Below are 20,804 nucleotides of genomic sequence, written 5' to 3'. Positions count from 1 at the left end.
AGGGGACTTAGAGTGAACAAGTCGGAACTGATTGATGCTATCGCTGCATCCGCTGATATCCCGAAAGCTGCTGCTGGCCGTGCGCTGGACGCTGTAATCGAATCCGTCACTGGCGCTCTCAAGGCTGGCGACTCTGTTGTTCTGGTTGGTTTCGGTACTTTCTCCGTAACCGATCGTCCAGCTCGCATTGGTCGTAACCCACAGACCGGTAAGACGCTGGAAATCGCAGCCGCCAAAAAACCAGGTTTCAAAGCCGGTAAAGCACTGAAAGAAGCTGTCAACTAAGTTCGATTCAGGTTTTTACCCATCCGGGTCGGGGTCATGCCTGACTTGGCAGCGGAGCGGCAGTCCTGACTGCAGGTCGCCGGTTCAAGACACCGAGGGTCGCCAGTTCGAGCCCTCGATCCGCTCCGCCAGTTACGAGAAGGCGCATCCTCGGATGCGCCTTTCTTCTATCCGGACTCTACCCACGCTCCACGGTTGCCTAATTTTGAAGTTCAACCGTTTCTGGGGGACGCATGCTGCAGAATATCAGGGACAATTCACAAGGCTGGATTGCCAAGACTATTATCGGGGTCATCGTTGTTCTGATGGCTTTGACCGGTTTCGACGCCATTTTCAAGGCCACGTCGCACAGTAATGATGCGGCCAAGGTCAATGGCGATGAAATCAGCCAGAACGAGCTGAGCCAGGCGGTCGATATGCAACGCCGTCAGCTCATGCAACAGCTGGGCAAGGATTTCGATGCATCCTTGCTGGATGAAAAAATGTTGCGCGAATCGGCGCTCAAGGGCCTGATCGATCGCAAACTGCTGCTGCAAGGCGCAGAAAACTCAAAATTCGCTTTCTCCGAAGCGGCGCTTGATCAGGTCATCCTGCAAACACCAGAGTTTCAGGTTGATGGCAAGTTCAGCACCGAGCGTTTCGACCAGGTGATTCGCCAACTCGGCTATAGCCGCATGCAATTCCGCCAGATGCTGGCCCAGGAAATGCTGATTGGTCAGCTGCGTGCCGGCCTGGCAGGTAGCGGTTTCGTGACCGATGCACAGGTGCTGGCGTTTGCCCGTCTGGAAAAACAGACCCGCGATTTCGCCTCCCTGAACATCAAGGCCGACCTGGCGGCTGTGAAGCTGACCGACGATGAGGTCAAGGCTTATTACGACGAACACGCCAAGGAGTTCATGACGCCGGATCAGGTGGTCATCGATTACCTCGAGCTGAAGAAGGCTTCCTTCTTCGACCAGGTCAGCGTCAACGACGAAGACCTGCAAGCGGCCTATCAGAAAGAAATCGCGAACCTGTCCGAGCAACGTCGGGCTGCGCACATTCTGATTGAAGTGAACGACAAGACCACCGAGGCGCAAGCCAAGGCGAAGATCGAAGAAATTCAGGCCCGTCTGGCCAAGGGTGAGAAATTCGAGGCGCTGGCCAAGGAGTTCTCCCAGGATCCAGGTTCGGCGAACAACGGTGGTGACCTGGGTTATGCCGGTCCTGGCGTCTACGACCCAGCGTTCGAAAAAGCCCTGTATTCGTTGGGCCAGGACCAGGTCTCGGGGCCGGTTCGTACCGACTTCGGTTTCCACCTGATCAAGCTGTTGGGCGTTGAAGCTCCAGAAGTGCCAACGTTCGCCAGTCTGAAAGACAAGCTGACCCGTGGTCTGAAAACCCAGCAGGTCGAGCAGCGTTTCGTTGAGGCGAGCAAGCAATTGGAAGACGCCTCGTTCGAATCGTCCGATCTGGCTCAGCCAGCGCAGGACCTGAAACTGACCGTCCAGACGTCCAAGCCATTCGGTCGTGAAGGCGGTGAGGGTATTGCGGCCAACCGTGCCGTAATCACTGCTGCGTTCAGCCCGGAAGTGCTGGATGAGGGGGCGAACAGCACCGCCATCGAGCTCGATCCGGAAACCGTGGTCGTGTTGCGTGCCAAGGAGCACCTGAAGCCTTCGCAATTGCCGCTGGAAAGCGTTTCTGCCGCGATCCGTGTGCAATTGGCCAAGGAGCACGCCAGCGCCGATGCCAAGACCAGGGCTGAAGCCTTGATTGCCAGCCTGCGCGATGGCAAGACCCCGCTGGATCAGGCGATAGGTGGCCAGGTCTGGAAAGTCACCGAAGCGGCGACCCGCGCTCAGGAAGGTGTTGACCCAGCGGTGCTGCAAGCGCTGTTCCGCATGGCCAAGCCTGCGGCCAAGGACAAGCCGACCTTCACCAGCGTGACGCTGGCTGATGGCAGTCTGATGATCGTGCGCCTCAATGGCGTGAACGAAGCAGCGGCGCCGACCGAGGACGAGAAAGCACAGTATCGTCGCTACCTCGCTTCCCGCATCGGCCAGCAAGACTTTGCGGCTTATCGCAAGCAGCTGGAAAGCCAGGCGGACATCAAGCGTTACTGATGGCTGACCAGGTTTAGCGCTGCACAGGAGACCCCGGCCGAAAGGCCGGGGTCTTTTTATTTGGCCGTACGTCATTTGCTGCGGTGACTTTTCCGCAAAACCGGGGTCAATCAGCCTGTAACCGTTTTAAGACACGATCGATGCTCCGCTAAGCATCGATCTGTTGCACAATATGCCCCGAACCGTTTTCCTCAGGATGTTCAATGTTTAAATCACTTCCCATGCGGGTTGTCGGGCTGGCAGCCATGCTTGCCGCTGCGGCCGGTTGTTCATCGAACAAGGCCGCCATCTACGAGCATGAGAACTTCGACGATTCCGGAACCTTTTCCCGCAACTATCCGGTAACCGATGCGCAGAGCTGTGAAGCCGCCCGTCGTGCCTTGCTCAGCCAGGGTTACATTATCACCAGCAACGATTCGAAGCTGGTCAGCGGTCACAAGAGCTTCCAGCAGACCGGCGAGAACCACATGGAGATCAGCTTCAGTGTGGTCTGTACCGATGACGGCAGCGAAGGGCACCACGCGACCGTATTCGCCAACGCCCTGCAGGATCGTTACGCACTGAAGAAAACCAACAACTCCGCCAGTCTCGGTGTGGGTGTGTTGGGCTCGGTGTCGATGCCGATCGGCTCCTCTGATGATTCGATGGTCAAGGTCGCCAGCGAAACCGTATCGTCCGCCAAGTTCTACGAGCGTTTCTTCGCACTGGTCGAGCTGTTCCTGCCGCCGGAAGCGAAAAAGGCTGCGCACATCACCGAAAAGCCGAAAACAGACCTGGGCATGCCTGAAGCCAAGGCTGCACCGGCAGCGGTACCCGCTACACAGCCTGCTGCAGCTGCCCCTGCACCTGTACCCGTTGAAGCGGCGCCTGCGGCCTCCGAGCCGGTTGCCCCACCTCCTGAAGTGGCGCCGATCACGCCGACCGGGAGTGTAGTGCCGGCACCGTCCCCGGAAATCGTCACGCCACCGTCGAACCCGAGTGACTTGCCGCCGCCGAGCGAACCCATTCCGGCGATGCCTGTCTCCGGCCAGTGAGGGTGACCCCACAGGGTCGGATCAAATGACCCGATCCTGTGACCAGCCAAAAGATTGACCCGCATCAAGCAAGTCCGCTGTTCTGCGGTCTCCCGCGAAAAAAACCAATGATAAATTCCTGACCAACTGCTACGTTTTATTCAGTGGCGACAGAGTGTCGTATCCGCGTCATTTTTCTTTCACGCGGGCACTTTATGCTCATGGAATGGGTCATTTATTCAGACGTTTTTCAATACGGGTTGGGGGATTCAAAAATGGACGATTATCAAGAAGAACTGCTCGAGTACCAGGCTTTCGAACTCGACCCACTGGAGCCGGCGGAAGACGCTACCGAGTTGTAGGCATCAGGCGGATTGGCGATGGCTGCGGCGAAATTCGCCGGGTGTCTGCCCGTTCCAGCGTTTGAATGCGCGTTGAAACGCTTCGGCTGAGGCAAAACCCAGCAGGTAGGCGATCTCTCCGAACGCCAGTTCGGTGTCGCGTATGTAGGTCATGGCCAGGTCGCGACGGGTGTCGTTGAGAATCGCACGAAATTGTGTGCCTTCATCGGCGAGCTTGCGGCGCAAGGTCCAGGTGGGCAACTTCAGGCGTGCCGCCACCTCTTGGAGGTCAGGCTCCCGGCCACCACTGAGCAACGGTCCCAGCAGCGCGATGATGCGCTCACGCAGACTGCGGGTGCGTGTCAGTTGTTCCAGTTCCCGCTCACACAGTTGCAGCAAATGTCTCCAGGTGCTCGGGCAATGCTCGGGGTTGCGCTGGGCGAGACTTACCAGGCTCAAGCGCAGTTGATTGCGCTCGCCGCCAAACTGAATCGGACAGTCACCTAAAACGTCATAGGCCGCGCGGTAACCGGGCTCTTCGAATTCGATCTCGATGCGTTCGGCACGCAGCGGGGCAGGGCTGACACTCGACAGTTGCTGCAACCAGCCGGCGATGATCGAATCCACCACGAAGCGGTTGTAGGCGTTATAGGGGCTGATCGAATAGAAACGCAGCCAGGCGCCCTGGGCGTCTTCGTGAAAGCTTGATTGACCCCGATAATTCGAACCATACAAGGCTTCGAACCGGATCAGGCAGCGCGCGGCTTCACGTACGGTCGGCGCCTGGGCGGCGGTAACCCCTGCGAGACCGATCTGGCTCAGGCGACTGAGCTGACCCATGCGCAAGCCAAGGGCCGGGTTGTCGGTCAGTTGAATGGCGCTGTGGCCCAGGCGCATGTAGCGCGGTATCGACAGTCGGGCACCGGCTTCGCTCAGGCGTGCTGCATCGAGGCCGTATTGATCGAGCAGTGGCTGCGGATCGACGCCATGACTGCGCACGGCATCGGCCAGGCTATGAACAAAGCCCACCGACAGATCGCCGAGGCGCATCGGCTGCGGTTTCATGGCTTACAACCAGAGGTTCAGCAAACGCGCACCCTGGGCGTTGCCGTCGGCAAAGTGCTGGCCGTTACTGCTGAGAAAACTGTGCCCGGCGCTGCCCTGATCCCAGAACTGACCCCGCAGGAACACACTCATGCCAGCGACAGCCTGACTGGCCGGTATCTGGGTCGTGAGGGTCAGGCGCTGCCAGGCCTGGCCTTCACTGACTTCTCCAGGCTTCAAGTTGACCGATGCCGGCTCCGGCGAACCCCTGTAGCCGCGCCACGGTTGATCCCAAGTGCCACGGCCGGCCACAAAGGCTGGTACTGCAACCAGCTGTACGCTTTGGTCGTTGAGCTTGAGGTAGTTTTCCGGGTACCAGCTGTCGTGGCCGATCAATACGCCCAGCCTACCTGCAGGGGTATCAACGACGCTGAGCGAGTGCTCGCCGTTCGCCTTGATCCCGTTCTGTTCTGCGAAGAACGGGTGCATCTGGCGCTGGGGCTGGCCGATCGGCAGGCCTTCGCTGTTGAACACCACGCTACTGTTGTACAGCGCGCCGCGGCCGATTTTCAAGGTGCCGTCGATGATGCTCGGTTCGGGCAGCACGATGGAGCCCGCCACCAGCGTCACGTGGAATTCCCTGGCCAGCCCTCCGAACAATGCCTGGTAGTCTCTGGCCATCGCCTTGGCTTTCATGCGCAGGTGGGCATCGTCCAGGCGGTTGCCACCCTCGGCGCTGATCAACGCCTTGGCGAACTTCAGGGGATTGCTCACCGCCAGCCAGTTCATGGCCTCCTTGAGGGTGCTGGCCTGATACAACTCATCCTTCTCGCCACTGACCATCAGCCATGTACCGACGTGTTCCGGCAACACCACGACGGTCTTGCCGTTCAACAAACCCTGGTCCCGGGCTGCTTGCAGATAGGCCGCGAGCTTGCGGTGCAAGCGCTCGGGGCTTTGATAGTCGGTAGGAAACAGTTCGGGCTGGACGCCCAACAGATTGCCACGGTCCGCAGGCGTGCCCCGGTCGACAGCCAGGTTGATCCGCAGGTCCGAAAGGTAATGACCCACCGGCCGGTCCGCGGCCCACATCGCGTAGGTCGTGAGGGCGGCGAGCAACGCCATGGAAAATGTCAGGTACAAAAGTTTGCGCATGGGGAAACAGTTTACAGCCTGGAGCCGGGCGTGGCTTTTCAATAGGAACTGAATCGAGCATAAAGGGAATCAAGGGCTTAGTGGGCAAATTTCAGCGTTGACGTTTTTTTCGCTAACGGCTGCCGTCCTGCGCCGAGATGCCACAACGAAGGACCGGGTTAAATGAGAGCTGATTTGAAGGGGTGGGGATCGAGGAGGGGAACGCCGGTCAGCCATCATTTGGCTCGACCGGCCGGCAGGTTAGCGTTATTTGGTGACCAGCAGTTCCGGGCCGAGGTAGTCGTTGATCTGGTTGATATCGTCGTCACCCAAGCTGCCCACCGATGAGGCCAGGCGCAGGCGCGACATCAAATAGCGCACCTTGGCTTCGAACAGATCGTGGCGCGCAACGAAGAGCAGCTCTTCGGCATTGAGGACGTCCGAGTTGGTGCTGGTGCCGCCCTCTTTGAAGCCCTTGCGTGACGATGCCAGTGAGCGTTCGTTGGACTCCACTGCCTTCTCCAGCGCGCGAATACGTTTGGCGCCGCTCAGAATGCCTTGATACTCACGGGTGGTTTCGGTGATGACTTCCTGTCGCGCGGCGTCGAGTTCGTCCACGGCCTTATCGCTATTGGCACTGGCCTGGCGTGTCAACGCGCTGACGCCGCCACCGCTGTACAGTGGGATATTGACTTCCAGCCCGATCGAGCCGTAGTGGTTGCGTTGATTCAACTCGGAGAGTGACTGGCTCTCACCCGCGGTGTAGCCGGCAATGAAATCCAGTGTTGGCCAATGGCCGGCGCTGGCACGCTTCACTTCTTCTGCTGCGAGGTCGCTGCTATAACGGCGCGCATGAATCAGCGGGCTGTCGGTCTGGGCTTTGACCAACCAGTCCTGCAGGCTGCTCGGTAGCAGCGGTGGTGTATCGAAGCTCGGGCGCAAGGTGGTCACTGACTCGGGGGTTTCACCGATATATTCCTCGAGCTTGCGGCGCGCGTTGATCAGGTTGTCCTGCGCTTCGATCAGCTCGGCTTCGGCGAGGTCGCGGCGAGCGGTCGACTCGTCGATGTCGGTGACGGTGCCGGCCCCCAGCTCCATGCGCCGCTTCGCCGAAGCGAGTTGCTCTTCGAAGGCGGTCAGCTTGGACTTGGCCAAGACGATGGTTTCGCTGGCCAGGAGCACATCGAAATAGCTTTCGGACAAGCGCACCGCGGCGTCCTGGGTCTTGGCATCGAACACCGCGTTGCTGTAGTCGGCACGCTGCTGACCCTGGCGGTATTCGGCCATCTTCTGTTTGTTGAACAGCGGTTGGCGCAGGCGCACGTTAGCGCCCTTTGAGTCGTAATGGAGATCTCTGTCGATGCCGCTCTGGCTTTGGGAGCCATTGACCTTGTTGTGGTAACCCGAGGCATTGATCTGCGGTAGCAGACCGGCCTTGCCGATGGCGCGGTTTTCCTCGCCAGCCTCTTTTTCATGCACGGAGGCTTGGTAGATAGGGCCCTGGAACTGCAACAGATCCCAGGCTTGTTTGAGGTCCATGGCACCAGCCGGCAGGGACAGCCCCAGCAGGCAGAAGAGCAGGCAACGACATTCCATCTCATTGTTCCTTGAATGAGCTGTCCACACGATCAAGCATTGGTTTTAGAAGATAGCTGATCATGTTGCGCTCGCCAGTCTTGATGGTGACGCTGGCGGGCATGCCGGGGCGAATGTGGTTGCTGCCAAGCAGGCCCATGCCATCGGGCGTGACCTCCACCTGAGCCAGATAGAACGGTTGCTTGCTTTCCTCGTCCATCAGCCGGTCGGCGGAAATGGTCTTCACGCGGCCGGGGATGTTTGGCGTCCTGGCATGGTTGAAAGCCGGGAAGGAAATGTCCACGGGCAGGCCGGGGACCATCTTGTCGATAGCCTGCACGGGAATCATCGCGTCGACCTGCAACGGTTCGTTGAGCGGAACGATTTCCATGATCTTGAAGCCGGGCTGAATGATCCCGCCGACGGTGGCAATGCTCAGGCCCTGGACCATGCCATCGATCGGCGAACGAATCACCGTGTGGGTCACTTCATAGTCGAGCGAGCGCAAGCGGTCGGCCAGGGTGGTGTTTTCCTTGGCGGTTTCAGTCAGCTGCGATTCGACTTCCTTCAGGTAATCGTGCTGGCGCTGCAGGATGCGCAGCTTGATTTCGGTGGTCTGGCTACGTATGCGGGCGATGTTGTTGAGGTTCTCGGCCTGGCCGGCGGAGAGGTCGGCATTGCTGCGTTCCAGCTCAAGCAGGCGGTTGCGCGGCACATAGCCTTCGGCCGTCAACACGCGGGTGCCTTGCAGTTCCTGGTTGAGGAAGCTGATCTGCGAGGCGCGGGCGCTATAGACCTGCTGCAGGCCCTTGAGCTGCACTGCCGAGGCTGCCAGGTTTTCCTGCAGGATGCTGATTTCGCCAGCGAGTCCGGCGCGCCGGGTGTCCAGCAGGCGCTGTTGCAGGTCCATGGCGGCCTCCAGGCGGTGATCACCCTTGAAGCGCGTGAGCATCTCGGGATCGAAGTTCACCACATCGCGACCGTCACGTTCCGCTTCCAGGCGGTTCTCCACCGTCTTGCTGACGATGTACTGGGCGCTGACCGCACCCTCTTCGGCAACGGCACGCAACGAGTCGAGGCGGACCACCTCCTGGCCTTTTGTCACTAAATCGCCTTCGCGAACGAGAATGGCCTCCACGGTACCGCCACTCAGATGCTGCACGGCTTTGCGATTGTTGGTGACCTTGACCGTGCCTGTCGCGACCACGCCGGCATCCAGCGGCGCCAGCCAGGACCACAGGAGGAAGCCGCCGAAGCCGGCGAGCACCAGCCACACGCCCCATCGCGCGGGTTTACCGACGTCCAGATCTACCATGCTCCGGGTATCGGCTTTGATCATCTCGGTGTGTTGGCTCATTTGCATGATCGGTCACTCCCGTGCTTTGACGGAGGCCAGAGGGGTCGACGCGCCTGCCGGCATCACACTGGCCTTGCGCAGCGCTGCGAATACTTCATCGCGCGTACCAAGCATCTGCACGCCGCCGTCGCGCAGCATCAGCACCTTATCGACGGCGCAGAGTACGTTGGGACGGTGGGAAATCAGAATGACGGTGGCGCCGCGGCCCTTGAGTTCGGCCAACGCATCGACCAGGGCCTTTTCGCCGACGTCGTCGAGGTTGGCGTTCGGCTCATCCAGCACGATCAGATTGGGCTCGCCATACAGCGCGCGGGCCAAGGCGATGCGCTGCTTCTGGCCACCGGAAAGCGGGCTGCCATCGGTGCCCAGACGGGTGTCATAACCCTGCGGAAAACGCAGGATCATCTCGTGCACGCCAGTGATCTTGGCGGCGCGGATGACCGCTTCGCTGTCTACTTCGCCAAAACGCGCAATATTGTCGGCGATGTTGCCCTCGAACAGCTCAACGTCCTGTGGCAGGTAGCCGAGCCAGGGGCCAAGTTCGCCCTTGTTCCAGGTGAATATGTCCGCGCCGTCCAGGCGCACTTTGCCAGCCTGCGCCGGCCAGACGCCAACCAGCAGGCGGGCGAGAGTGGATTTGCCCGAGGCGGATGGGCCGATAATGCCAAGGCTTTCGCCAGGGACAAGGCTGAAGCCCACCCCACGCAGAATCGTGTTGTTGGTACCGGGGGCGCCGGCATACACATTCTCCACCGCAACCATCCCCTGCGGCCGCTGCAGCGACATGCTCGGTGGCCGGCGCGGATAGTCATGCAGCATCTCGTTGAGCCGGCCCCAGGCCGAACGGCAGCCGAGCAGTTGCTTCCACGACGCGATGACCTGTTCCACCGGACCCAATGCGCGACCGGTGAGGATCGAGCAGGCAATCATCATCCCCGGGGTGATCTTGCCTTCGATCGCCAGCAGTGCGCCGGCGCCGAGGATCAGCGACTGCAAAGTGATGCGCACGAAGCGCCCGGTGCTGCTGATCAAGGCGGCGCGGTCGGAGGCCAGGGTCTGCATTTCCAGAATGCGTAAATGGCTTTGGAACCAGCGCTTGCTGATCGACGGCAGCATGCCCATGGCCTCGATGACCTCGGCATTGCGCAGGTTGTTGTTGGCGTACAGGGCGGAGGAGAGGGCGGCCTGATTGGCTTCGGACAGCGGCTTCTGCGTCGCCTTTTCAGTGAGATAAGCCAGGCCCATCAGAATCAGCGAGCCGATCAGCGTGAGCAGTCCGAGCAATGGGTGGATCAGATAGGCGACCAGCAGGTAGATCGGCGTCCACGGTGCATCGAAGAAAGCGAACAGGGAATTGCCGGTGACGAACTGACGAACCTGAGCGAGATCTTGCAGGGCCTGGGCCGGATTACCTCCGGCGCGGCTCAGGTTGCGCTCGAATGCAGCGGTGAAAATGCGCTGGTTGAGGTCCATGTCGAGGCAGTTGCCGACCCGGATCAGCACGCGGGTGCGGACCATTTCCAGCGTAGACATCAGCAAGAACAGACCTACCACCAGCACAGTCAACATCGCCAGCGTCGTGACGTTGCGACTGACCAGGGCTCGATCATAGACCTGCAGCATATAAACGGCTGGCGTCAACATCATGACGTTTATGACGCCGCTGAACGCTGCCAGCGAATAAAAACTGCGGCGCATGCGAAAGAGCGCGTCGGCCAGTTCGGAACGGATGCTCGACTGCTTGGGCATTTTTGTCCTCCCACTTCGAATAGCCGGTTGCCCTGGTGGCGCAACAGGTAACAGTAAATGTAGTCCCGTAAACAGCTTATGGGCACGCAGGCTGGTCGCTCTATGGGTGGCGAGTCTTCCGAAATCGCTGCGTTGCTCCCTTATGCAGCAGCGTAGGTGGCGGCGAAACAGTTCGAAATAACATTTTGCTCTATACCTGCACTCAACTTTCTATATGTCTTTTAAAAACAGCTAGTTGTGAGGCTCAGCACCAGTCGTCTGTTTTAACGACGTAATATTGACAAAAATTTGCTATGGAACTTTAGTCTTAGTTATCGGGTGGCCCGCCCGCCTGAAGCTTGCCATTGCTTTGGCAACGCAAGGCGCGGTGATTCTCCTGAGAGGAGCCGAATCATGTCGATCATTCCGTTCTTTTGCAGAGGGAAGGGGTTGTCCAGGACGTTCGCCTTCACTTCCAGATTCCATGGCCCGCCCAGGGCTCGAATCCGCTCTGCCTGATCGCCCGGCGAGCAATTCATTTCGCGAATTCCAGACGGGTATCCCGGGTCTCGGGTAACGCCAGAGCTCTCGCTAAAAAACATAACCAACGCACTGCGCAAGCCAGCACTTGACTTGGCGCGGGAGGATTTTCTCGTCCCGTGCCTTTACCCAGACAGATCGAGGGCAATCCAAAATGGCCAACTTTAATCAATCCGATCTTGAGTTCGTTCTCCAGCAGATTTTCATCGCGGAAGCAAACTCGGCCGGCCAGTCGCTCGCCAGCCTGATACCGAGCCCGGAATTTGCTTTCGGTCTGCGTACGGTCGACGGGACCTTTAACAACCTGAGACTGGGTCAGAGCGAGTTCGGCGCAGCCGACAACTTTTTCCCGCGCTTGACCACTCCAGTCTTCCTCCCGGCTGAGGCGGGCACCTCTTACACCCAGACCAGCGGCCTGGTGATCGACTCGCAGCCACGCACCATCAGCAACCTGATCGTCGACGATACCGCCAACAACCCGGCGGCGGTCGCGGCCACGTTCGATCCCGGTCTGGATGGCATCCTCGGCACGGTTGACGATGTCTTGAAGGACGGTGCGCAGGTCGTTACTGGAACCCGTACCGACGGCACGACTTTCCAGACCTTTTTCATGCCTAACGAGGCGCCGGACGCGGGCCTGTCCGCGCCGTTCAACTCGTGGATGACCTTCTTCGGTCAGTTCTTCGACCACGGCCTCGACTTGGTGACCAAGGGCGGCAGCGGCACGGTGTTCATCCCGCTGCAGCCGGACGATCCGCTGTTCGTCCCGGGAAGCCCGACCAACTTCATGGTGTTGACGCGGGCCACCAACCTGCCCGGGCCCGATGGCATCCTTGGCACTGCCGACGACATCCACGACGCTTCAAACACTACCACGCCGTTCGTCGACCAGAACCAGACCTACAGCTCGCATCCCTCGCACCAGGTGTTCCTGCGCGCCTATGAATTCGATGCCGCCGGCAAGCCGGTGGCGACCGGCGAGCTGATCACCAATCGTGACCTGGGCGCCGATGGCCTGTTCGGCACTGCCGACGACGTTGAAATCGGCGGGATGGCCACCTGGAAAGTGGTGAAGGCGCAGGCGCGCGACATTCTTGGCATTGAGCTCGACGATCTCGACGTCCTCGACCTGCCGCTGTTGGCGACCGACCCATACGGCAACTTCATTCGGGGGGCGAACGGCTTTGCGCAGATAGTGACCGCGACCGGCTTGGTCGAGGGCAATCCGCTGGCGCCGATCGACGCATCGCTGGCGATCCGCACCGGTCACCAGTTCCTCATCGACATTGCGCACAATGCCAGCCCGGTGGACAGCCAGACCGGTACGCCACTGACGGCCGATGCCGACCTCGTTGCCGGCGGCCCGGTGGCCGCAGGCTTCTACGACAACGAGCTGCTCGACGCGCACTACATCGCCGGCGACGGCCGGGTCAACGAGAACATCGGCCTGACCACCGTCCACTCCATCTTCCACTCCGAGCACAACCGGCTGGTCCAGCAGACCAAGGACACGGTCCTCGCCTCAACGGCCGCCGGCGACCTGACGTTCCTGAACCAGTGGCTGCTGACGCCCGTCACGTCTGTTCCTGCTGATCTGTCGACCTTGAACTGGAACGGTGAGCGCCTGTTCCAGGCGGCGAAATTCGGCACCGAGATGCAGTATCAACACCTGGTGTTCGAAGAGTTCGCGCGCACCATTCAACCGCAGGTCGATGCCTTCATTGACTTCGATGACACGATCGACCCGTCGATCGTCGCCGAGTTCGCGCACACGGTCTTTCGCTTCGGCCACTCGATGCTAACCGAGACCATTGACCGGCTGGACCCCAACTTCGTCTCCAGCGAGATCGGCCTGATTCAGGCCTTCCTCAACCCGCTGGCGTTTGCGGCCAGCGGCCCGACGCCTGCGCAGGCGGCCGGCGCCATCGTCCGCGGCTTGACGCGCCAGGTCGGCAACGAGATCGATGAGTTCGTCACCGAAGCGGTGCGCAACAACTTGCTGGGCCTGCCGCTCGACCTGCCCGCCCTCAACATCGCGCGCGGCCGCGATACCGGCATCCCGTCCTTGAACGCGGCGCGCCGTGAATTCTACGCCGGCACCGGCGACAACCAGCTGAAGCCCTACACCAGCTGGGTCGATTTGGTGCAACACCTGAAGCACCCGGAATCGCTGATCAACTTCATCGCCGCCTACGGCACGCACGCCTCCATTACCAGCGCCACCACGCTCGACGCGAAACGCGCAGCGGCCACGCTCCTGGTGTTGGGCGGCGTTGGTGAGCCGGCGGATCGCCTGGACTTCCTCAACAGCACCGGCGTCTATGCCAACCTGGCAAATGGGGCAACCATTACCGGCGTTGATGCCATCGACTTCTGGATCGGCGGCCTGGCCGAGGAAAAAATGCCATTCGGCGGCATGCTCGGCTCGACCTTCAACTTCGTCTTCGAGGACCAGCTCGAGAAGCTGCAGAACGGCGACCGGCTCTACTACCTGCACCGCACCCAGGGACTCAACTTCCTGAGCGAGCTCGAGAACAACTCGTTCGCCAAGATGGTGATGCTCAACACCGACGCGACCCATCTCCCGGCGCTCATCTTCTCGACCCCGACCTTTACCCTTGAGGTCGACCCGACCAGGCAGTTCAACTCGAGCGTGATTGCCGGTCTGGACGGCATTGTGGGCACCGCCGACGACCTGCCTGGCAACACCGATCCCACTGGCGGCATCATGATCAACGGGGTCGTGATCACGCCGCTGGTCATCCGCGACAACCCCAACACGGTCGGTCCCGATACCAACTACCTGCAGTACACCGGCGAAGACCATGTGGTGCTCGGTGGCACGGCCGGCAATGACATTCTCGTCTCTGGCGACGGCGACGACACGCTCTGGGGCGACGCCGGCAATGATCGCCTCGAAGGCGGCTATGGCAACGACGAGATCGAGGGTGGCGATGGCGATGACATCATCACCGACATGGGCGGCGACGACGTCATCCACGGAGAGGCCGGCAACGACGTCATCCACGGCGGCAACGGCACCAATATCATCCTCGGCGGTGACGGCAACGATTTCATCGTCACCGGCGAGGACTTTACGGAGGTCTTCGCCGGCGCTGGCAATGACTTCATGCTCGGCAGCCGGCTGAACGCACAAATGATGGGCGGCGATGGCGACGACTGGATCCAGGTCGGGACCCAGGACGGCGCCCCCGGCGACAATTTCACCGGTAACCTGCCACCGGCTTTGCTGGCAAAGTTGACCGACGGCAACGACGTCTTCAGCGGTGACGGCGGCTTCGATGAAATGATCGGTGAAGGCGGCGATGACATCTTCATCGGCAGTGAGGGCCCGGACAAGATGTTGGGCATGTCCGGTTTCGACTGGGCCACCTACAAGGATGATCATTACGGCGTGACTGTGGACATGAGCCGCATCGTCTTCGAACAATCGGCCCTGTCGCCTTCAGTTGCAGGCGTGCATACCAAGTTCGCCCAGGTGGAAGGTCTGTCGGGGTCGGCGTTCAGCGACATGTTGACCGGCGATGATGCCGACGCGCTCGCGATCGCCGCTGCCGGTGTCCAAGGCAGCGTGCTCACCAATATTGACCTCGTCGCCGGTCTGCGGGCGTTTCTTGGCGCGGCTGCAGCCGGCCCGGACGGTATCGTGGGCACGGCAGACGATCAGTTCGGCGCGGGCAACATCCTCCTCGGCGGTGGTGGCAGCGACATCATCGAAGGCCGCGGCGGTGACGACCTGATCGACGGCGACATGTGGCTGAATGTGCGCATCAGCGTGCGCCAGAACCTTGACGGAACCGGGCCGGAGATCGCCACCTTCGACAGCATGGAGCCCATGATCCCGTTCATGCTCGATGGTACCTTCAACCCCGGTCAGTTGGTCATCGTCCGCGAGATCCTGACGGAGGCCCCCGCCTTCGACACGGCCTTGTTCACTGGCAACCAGCTCGACTATACCGTCACCACTGTGGGCGGCGTGACCACCGTGGTCGACAGCGTCGTCGGTCGCGACGGCACCGACCGCCTGACCAATATCGAGCGGCTGCAGTTCAACGATCAGTCGCTCACCCTGCCTGGCGGGGTCGGGCTCAACAACGACCCGCTGGGCTTGCTGACCATACTCGATGCTGCCAGCAACACCCCGGACGCTACGCCGACCACGGGTCAGTTGCTGAGGGTGTCGGCTGCCGGCGTGACCGATGCCGACAACGCCGGCGGTGCCATCACCGGACCGATCGCCTTCTACTGGCAGTTCGAAGCAGTCCCGGGTACGGGCGTCTTTCAGGACATCACCCGTATTGCGGACGGGGGCGCAGCATTGGCGCACATAACCGGGCCGACCTTCAGGGTGACCCCGGATCTCGCCGGGCTGGAATTGCGCGTCAGGGCCGTCTATAAGGATGAAAATGGCGTGCTTGAGACGGCGTTCTCTGCTCCAACCGCAGCGGTCGTAGCCGGCGTTGCTCCGCCACCGGCAGCCCCGCTGCCGGTCGAGACTCCGGTCGCCAGCACCGGTGTGCACTATATCCGGGCCGATCTGCAGTTCATTCTCGATCAGATTCTGATCTCGGAAAGGAATGCGGCCGGTGAGGATCTCCTCAGCATGCTGCCGAATGCACGGATGCCTTTGGGCCTGCGCACGGTCGACGGGTCGTTCAACCACCTGGTGGCGGGTCAGAACGAGTTCGGTGCAGCCGACACGGTCTTCCCGCGACTGGTTCCGGCACAGTTCGATACGGCGGAGGCGGGCACCTCTTACGCCCAGACCAGCGGCCTGGTGACCGACTCGCAGCCTCGCACCATCAGCAATCTGGTCGCCGACAACACCGCCAACAACCCGGCAGCGATCGCGGCCACGTTCGATCCCGGTCCGGATGGCATCCTCGGCACGGTTGACGATGTCTTGAAGGACGGTGCGCAGGTCGTTACTGGAACCCGTACCGACGGCACGACGTTCCAGACCTTTTTCATGCCTAACGAGGCGCCGGACGCGGGCCTGTCCGCACCGTTCAATACCTGGATGACCTTCTTCGGTCAGTTCTTCGACCACGGCCTCGACCTGGTGACCAAGGGCGGCAGCGGCACGGTGTTCATCCCGCTGCAGCCGGACGATCCGCTGTTCGTTCCGGGCAGCCCGACCAACTTCATGGTGTTGACGCGCGCCACCAACCTGCCTGGGCCCGATGGCATCCTGGGCACCGCCGACGACATTCACGAGGCTGCAAACACCACCACGCCGTTCGTCGACCAGAACCAGACCTATACCTCGCATCCCTCGCACCAGGTGTTCCTGCGCGCCTACGAGTTCAATGCCGCCGGCGAGCCGGTGGCGACCGGCAAGCTGATCACCAATCGTGACTTGGGCGCCGATGGCCTGTTCGGCACTGCCGACGACGTCGAAATCGGTGGGATGGCTACCTGGAAAGTGGTCAAGGCGCAAGCTCATGACCTGCTCGGGATCAACCTCACTGATGCCGACTTCGACAACGTGCCGCTGCTCGCCACCGACGCCTACGGCAATTTCATCAAGGGCCCGAACGGCTTCCCGATGGTCATGATGAGGGGCCCGGATGGTATTGCTGATACCGCCGATGATGTTCTCGTCGAGGGTAATCCTGCTGCGCCGATCAGCCTGGTCAATGCCGTGCGCACCGGCCACCAGTTCCTCATCGATGTCGCCCATAACGCCGTTCCGGTGGACAGCCAGACCGGTGCGCCACTGACGGCCGATGCGGACAATGTCGTTGGCGGTACGCCTGCGCCGGGCTTCTATGACAATGAACTGCTCGACGCGCACTACATCGCCGGCGACGGCCGGGTCAACGAGAACATTGGCCTGACCACCGTCCACTCCATCTTCCACTCGGAGCACAACCGTCTGGTCCAGCACACCAAGGATGTGGCCATCGCCTCCAACGATGTCAACTTCCTGAACCAGTGGCTGATGCCCGATGCCCAATTGTTGGTGTTGCCAACAACCGCGGCTGAGATCGCTGCCTTGCACTGGAACGGAGAGCGCCTGTTCCAGGCGGCGAAATTCGGTACCGAGATGCAGTACCAGCACCTGGTGTTCGAAGAGTTCGCGCGTACCATTCAGCCGAACATCGATCCCTTCCTTGGCGAACACCAAAATTATCAAACCGAGATCGACCCGGCGATCGTCGCCGAGTTCGCGCACGCGGTCTACCGCCTCGGCCACTCGATGCTGACCGAGACCATCGACCGGCTGGACCCCAACTTCGTCTCGAGCGATATCGGCCTGATTCAGGCATTCCTCAATCCGCTGGCGTTTGCGGCCAGCGGCCCGACGCCTGCGCAGGCGGCCGGTGCCATCGTCCGCGGCGTGACGCGCCAGGTCGGTAACGAGATCGATGAGTTCGTCACCGAAGCGGTGCGCAACAACTTGCTGGGCCTGCCGCTCGACCTGCCCGCCCTCAACATCGCGCGCGGCCGTGATACCGGGCTTCCGACCCTGAACGAGGCGCGTCGTGAGTTCTACACCACGACCGGCGACAGCAACCTGAAGCCCTACATCAGCTGGGCCGATTTGGTGCAACACCTGAAGCACCCGGAATCGCTGATCAACTTCATCGCCGCCTATGGCACGCACGCCTCCATTACCAGCGCCACCACGCTCGACGGGAAGCGCGCCGCAGCCTCTCTCCTGGTGTTGGGCGGCGCCGGCGAGCCGGCGGACCGACTGGACTTCCTCAATAGCACCGGCGCCTGGGCGAGTGGCCCGACCGGCGTCACCATTACCGGTCTGGACAACATCGACCTCTGGATCGGCGGCCTCGCCGAGGAAAAAATGCCGTTTGGCGGCATGCTCGGCTCGACCTTCAACTTCGTGTTCGAGACCCAGATGGAGAAGCTGCAGAACGCCGACCGCTTCTACTACCTGGAACGCAACGCGGGGCTTAACTTCGTCACCGAGTTGGAGAACAACTCGTTCGCGAGACTGGTGATGGCCAACACGGATGCGACCCACCTCCCGGCCGTCATGTTCTTGACTCCGGCCTTTACCCTCGAGGTCGACCCGACCAGGCAGTTCAACGCGAGCGTGATTGCCGGGCCGGATGGCATACTGGTCGACAATCCATTGACGCCAGTCAATGAGGCCGCCGACAACCTGCCGGGCAATGCCGACCCTGTCGGCGGCATCCTCCTCACGCCGCTGGTCATTCGGGACAACCCTGCGACGGTCGGCCCTGATACCAACTACCTGCAGTACACCGGCGAAGACCATGTGGTGCTCGGTGGCTCGGCCGCCAATGACATTCTCGTCTCTGGCGACGGCGACGACACGCTCTATGGCGACGGTGGCAATGATCGCCTCGAGGGTGGCAACGGCAACGACTTCATGGTCGGGGGCGACGGCGACGACATCATCACGGACATGGGCGGCGACGACACCATTCATGGCGGCGACGGCAACGACGTTATCCACAGTGGCAACGGCCTGAATCTGAACCTCGGCGGCTCCGGCAAGGACTTCATCGTCACCGGTGAGGACTCCTCGGAGGTCTTCGGCGGCGCGGGCGACGACTTCATCATGGGCAGTGTCGCCGACGAACAACTGATGGGTAACGAAGGCGACGACTGGATCGAGAAGGGAACCGCCGATGGTGCTCCCGGCGATAATTTCGACCCGAACGGGCTCGACCTGATACGCGGTAACGACATCTTCATCGGCACCGGCGGGCCCGACAGATTCATGGCCGAAGGTGGCGACGACATCATGTTCGGCAACGGCGGCGCGGGGGACCGCTACCTGGGTGGCTCCGGTTACGACTGGGCCGGCTTCAAGGACGACCCGTTCGGCGTGTCCGTCGACCTGGGCCTCGCCGAAATCGCTCTCGCGCCGCCACTGCCGGAGTTGGCCGCAACCGTGGCTCGGTTCCAACTGGTGGAAGGTCTGACGGGATCGCACTTCAGCGACATCCTGCGTGGCGATGATGCCGATGCCACCGTGATCGCGGCTGCCGGTGCTCAGGGCAGCGTGCTCACCAACTTCGACCTGGTCAGCGGCCTGCGCTCGTTCGTCGGCACCGCAGCAGCCGGCCCGGACGGCATTGTGGGCACGGCAGACGATCAGTTCGGCGCCGGCAACATCGTCCTCGGCGGCGGCGGCAGCGACATCATCCAAGGCCGTGGTGGCGATGACCTGATCGACGGTGACAAGTGGCTCAACGTACGTATCAGCGTGCGGCAGAACATTGATGGCACAGGTCCGGAGATCGCAACGTTCGACAGCATGGTCCCGTTGGTGCCGCTCATGCTCAACGGCACTTACAACCCCGGCCAATTCGTCGCCGTCCGTGAGATCCTGACGGATGCGCCTGACCCCCTTAACCCTGGCCATTCCTTCGACACGGCCCTGTACACCGGCCTTCTGGCTGACTACACCGTCATCGAGAACGTCGACGGCACGACCACCGTGGCCGACAGCGTCGTCGGTCGGGACGGTACTGACAGGCTCAGCAATATCGAGCGGCTGCAGTTCGCCGATCAGTCGCTGGTCCTGGTGGCGGGCTTGAACGCCGAGCCGGTGGGCTTGCTGAGGATCAGCGATGGCACGCCGGCCGTTGGCCAAGTGTTGACGGTGTTGGCCGACACCGTCAGCGATGCGGACAATGTCGCTAGCGGAGGTGCGATCACCAGTCCCATCGCCTTCGTATGGCAGGTCGAAACAAACCCGGGCAGCGGTATCTTCGACGACATCGGTATTGCGCTCGGAGGCGGACTAGGAACCGCGACCGGTCCGACCTTCACGGTGACCGCGGCTGAGGAGGGACTGCTGCTGCGCGTCAGGGCCGTCTATCAGGACGCCCACGGCGTGCTGGAAAGCGTGTTCTCGGCGCCGACCGCGCCAACTGCGCCGCTCGGCGGCAGCCCCGTCAACGTCATACCGGTTGGCACGGTGCTGATCAGCGATACGACCCCGACGGAAGGCTCGGCCTTGACCGCCACGGATGCGTTCACCGACGCCAACGGGACCACGACCTCGGTGATTACCCACCAGTGGCAGGTGGGGAACGGTGCGGTCTTTGCCGACATCGCCGGCGCGACGGGCACGACCTTCACGCCCAGCCAGGCGCAGGTCGGTCAGCAACTGCGTGTCGTCGCGAGTTACACCGATGACCTCGGCACACTTGAGCGAGTCACCTCTGCCGCAACGACAGTGGTCGGTGATCTGTTTGTCGGTACCGCCGGTGCCGACATATTCACCGGCACGGCAGGCGACGACGTGGCCAGCGGAGGTGATGGCAACGACATCCTGAACGGCTTGGGCGGCAACGACATCCTCAATGGTGATGCCGGCAATGACATTCTCATCGGGGGTGCGGGTGCCGATACCATGGTCGGCGGTGTTGGCGACGATGTCTACGAAGTCAMCGACCTCGGGGACGTGGTGACCGAGCTCGCCGGTGCCGGCAACGACACGGTCTGGACCTCGCTCTCGGGCTACACGCTGAGTGCCAACGTCGAAAATCTGTTTTTCGGCGGCAGCGGCGACTTTGCGGGCACCGGCAACGCGCTCGACAACACGCTCGTGGGCGGTGCGGGTAACGACGTCCTGATCGGTGGCGCAGGTGCCGACACGATGGTCGGCGGTGGCGGCAACGATGTCTACGAAGTCACCGAGCTTGGGGACGTGGTG

The 20,804-nt window shown here is 61.4% G+C and carries 9 protein-coding genes; 4 read left to right on the top strand and 5 right to left on the bottom strand.

Features of this window, described 5'->3' with window-relative positions; translation table 11 throughout:
* Nucleotides 1–12: 12 nt before the first annotated feature.
* The 3 genes from AC1DXW_RS20590 to AC1DXW_RS20580 all read left to right on the top strand — a co-directional run bounded on the left by AC1DXW_RS20590 (nucleotide 13) and on the right by AC1DXW_RS20580 (nucleotide 3,424).
* Nucleotides 13–285 carry an HU family DNA-binding protein gene (locus tag AC1DXW_RS20590; protein WP_002552737.1) on the top strand — a complete coding sequence of 91 codons (273 nt, stop codon included), beginning with the start codon at nucleotides 13–15 and terminating at the stop codon, nucleotides 283–285.
* A gap of 233 nt (nucleotides 286–518) precedes the next feature.
* Nucleotides 519–2,390 (top strand): SurA N-terminal domain-containing protein, encoded by a 1,872-nt coding sequence (locus AC1DXW_RS20585; RefSeq protein ID WP_477760383.1) that lies wholly within the window; start codon nucleotides 519–521, stop codon nucleotides 2,388–2,390.
* A 203-nt stretch (nucleotides 2,391–2,593) separates the two neighbouring features.
* Entirely contained in the window at nucleotides 2,594–3,424 is an 831-nt protein-coding gene (locus tag AC1DXW_RS20580) for a DUF2242 domain-containing protein (RefSeq protein ID WP_477754733.1), read from the top strand.
* A gap of 344 nt (nucleotides 3,425–3,768) precedes the next feature.
* Here AC1DXW_RS20580 and AC1DXW_RS20575 read toward each other — a convergent pair whose 3' ends face one another.
* From AC1DXW_RS20575 to AC1DXW_RS20555, 5 genes are all read right to left on the bottom strand, one after another.
* The gene (locus tag AC1DXW_RS20575; RefSeq protein ID WP_477754734.1) at nucleotides 3,769–4,809 is read right to left on the bottom strand and encodes an AraC family transcriptional regulator; all 1,041 of its coding nucleotides are present in this window, start codon (nucleotides 4,807–4,809) and stop codon (nucleotides 3,769–3,771) included.
* Nucleotides 4,810–4,812: 3 nt separating this feature from the next.
* Entirely contained in the window at nucleotides 4,813–5,943 is a 1,131-nt protein-coding gene (locus AC1DXW_RS20570; protein ID WP_477754735.1) for a nitrilase-related carbon-nitrogen hydrolase, read from the bottom strand.
* 246 nt (nucleotides 5,944–6,189) lie between these two features.
* Nucleotides 6,190–7,518 carry a TolC family outer membrane protein gene (locus AC1DXW_RS20565; RefSeq protein WP_477754736.1) on the bottom strand — a complete coding sequence of 443 codons (1,329 nt, stop codon included), beginning with the start codon at nucleotides 7,516–7,518 and terminating at the stop codon, nucleotides 6,190–6,192.
* 1 nt (nucleotide 7,519) lies between these two features.
* On the bottom strand, nucleotides 7,520–8,860 hold the full coding sequence (locus tag AC1DXW_RS20560; RefSeq protein ID WP_477754737.1) for an HlyD family type I secretion periplasmic adaptor subunit: 1,341 nt from the start codon (nucleotides 8,858–8,860) through the stop codon (nucleotides 7,520–7,522).
* 6 nt (nucleotides 8,861–8,866) lie between these two features.
* On the bottom strand, nucleotides 8,867–10,603 hold the full coding sequence (locus tag AC1DXW_RS20555) for a type I secretion system permease/ATPase (RefSeq protein WP_477754738.1): 1,737 nt from the start codon (nucleotides 10,601–10,603) through the stop codon (nucleotides 8,867–8,869).
* Between the two features lie 673 nt (nucleotides 10,604–11,276).
* Between AC1DXW_RS20555 and AC1DXW_RS20550 the strand changes: the two genes are divergently transcribed.
* Nucleotides 11,277–20,804 (top strand): peroxidase family protein (locus tag AC1DXW_RS20550; RefSeq protein ID WP_477760382.1); only part of this gene is annotated, 9,528 nt, incomplete at its 3' end.

The sequence above is a fragment of the Pseudomonas sp. P4_C4 genome, assembly GCF_056402055.1.
The sequence above is the reverse complement of the archived record's forward strand: the minus strand, read 5'-3'. Positions and strand labels throughout refer to the sequence as shown.

What these genes read in the sequence shown, in the direction of transcription:
- AC1DXW_RS20585 (WP_477760383.1), top strand. Translation starts at nt 519, where the DNA reads ATGCTGCAGAATATCAGGGACAATTCACAAGGCTGGATTGCCAAGACT.
- AC1DXW_RS20580 (WP_477754733.1), top strand. Translation starts at nt 2,594, where the DNA reads ATGTTTAAATCACTTCCCATGCGGGTTGTCGGGCTGGCAGCCATGCTT.
- AC1DXW_RS20575 (WP_477754734.1), bottom strand. Translation starts at nt 4,809, where the DNA reads ATGAAACCGCAGCCGATGCGCCTCGGCGATCTGTCGGTGGGCTTTGTT.
- AC1DXW_RS20570 (WP_477754735.1), bottom strand. Translation starts at nt 5,943, where the DNA reads ATGCGCAAACTTTTGTACCTGACATTTTCCATGGCGTTGCTCGCCGCC.
- AC1DXW_RS20565 (WP_477754736.1), bottom strand. Translation starts at nt 7,518, where the DNA reads ATGGAATGTCGTTGCCTGCTCTTCTGCCTGCTGGGGCTGTCCCTGCCG.
- AC1DXW_RS20560 (WP_477754737.1), bottom strand. Translation starts at nt 8,860, where the DNA reads ATGCAAATGAGCCAACACACCGAGATGATCAAAGCCGATACCCGGAGC.
- AC1DXW_RS20555 (WP_477754738.1), bottom strand. Translation starts at nt 10,603, where the DNA reads ATGCCCAAGCAGTCGAGCATCCGTTCCGAACTGGCCGACGCGCTCTTT.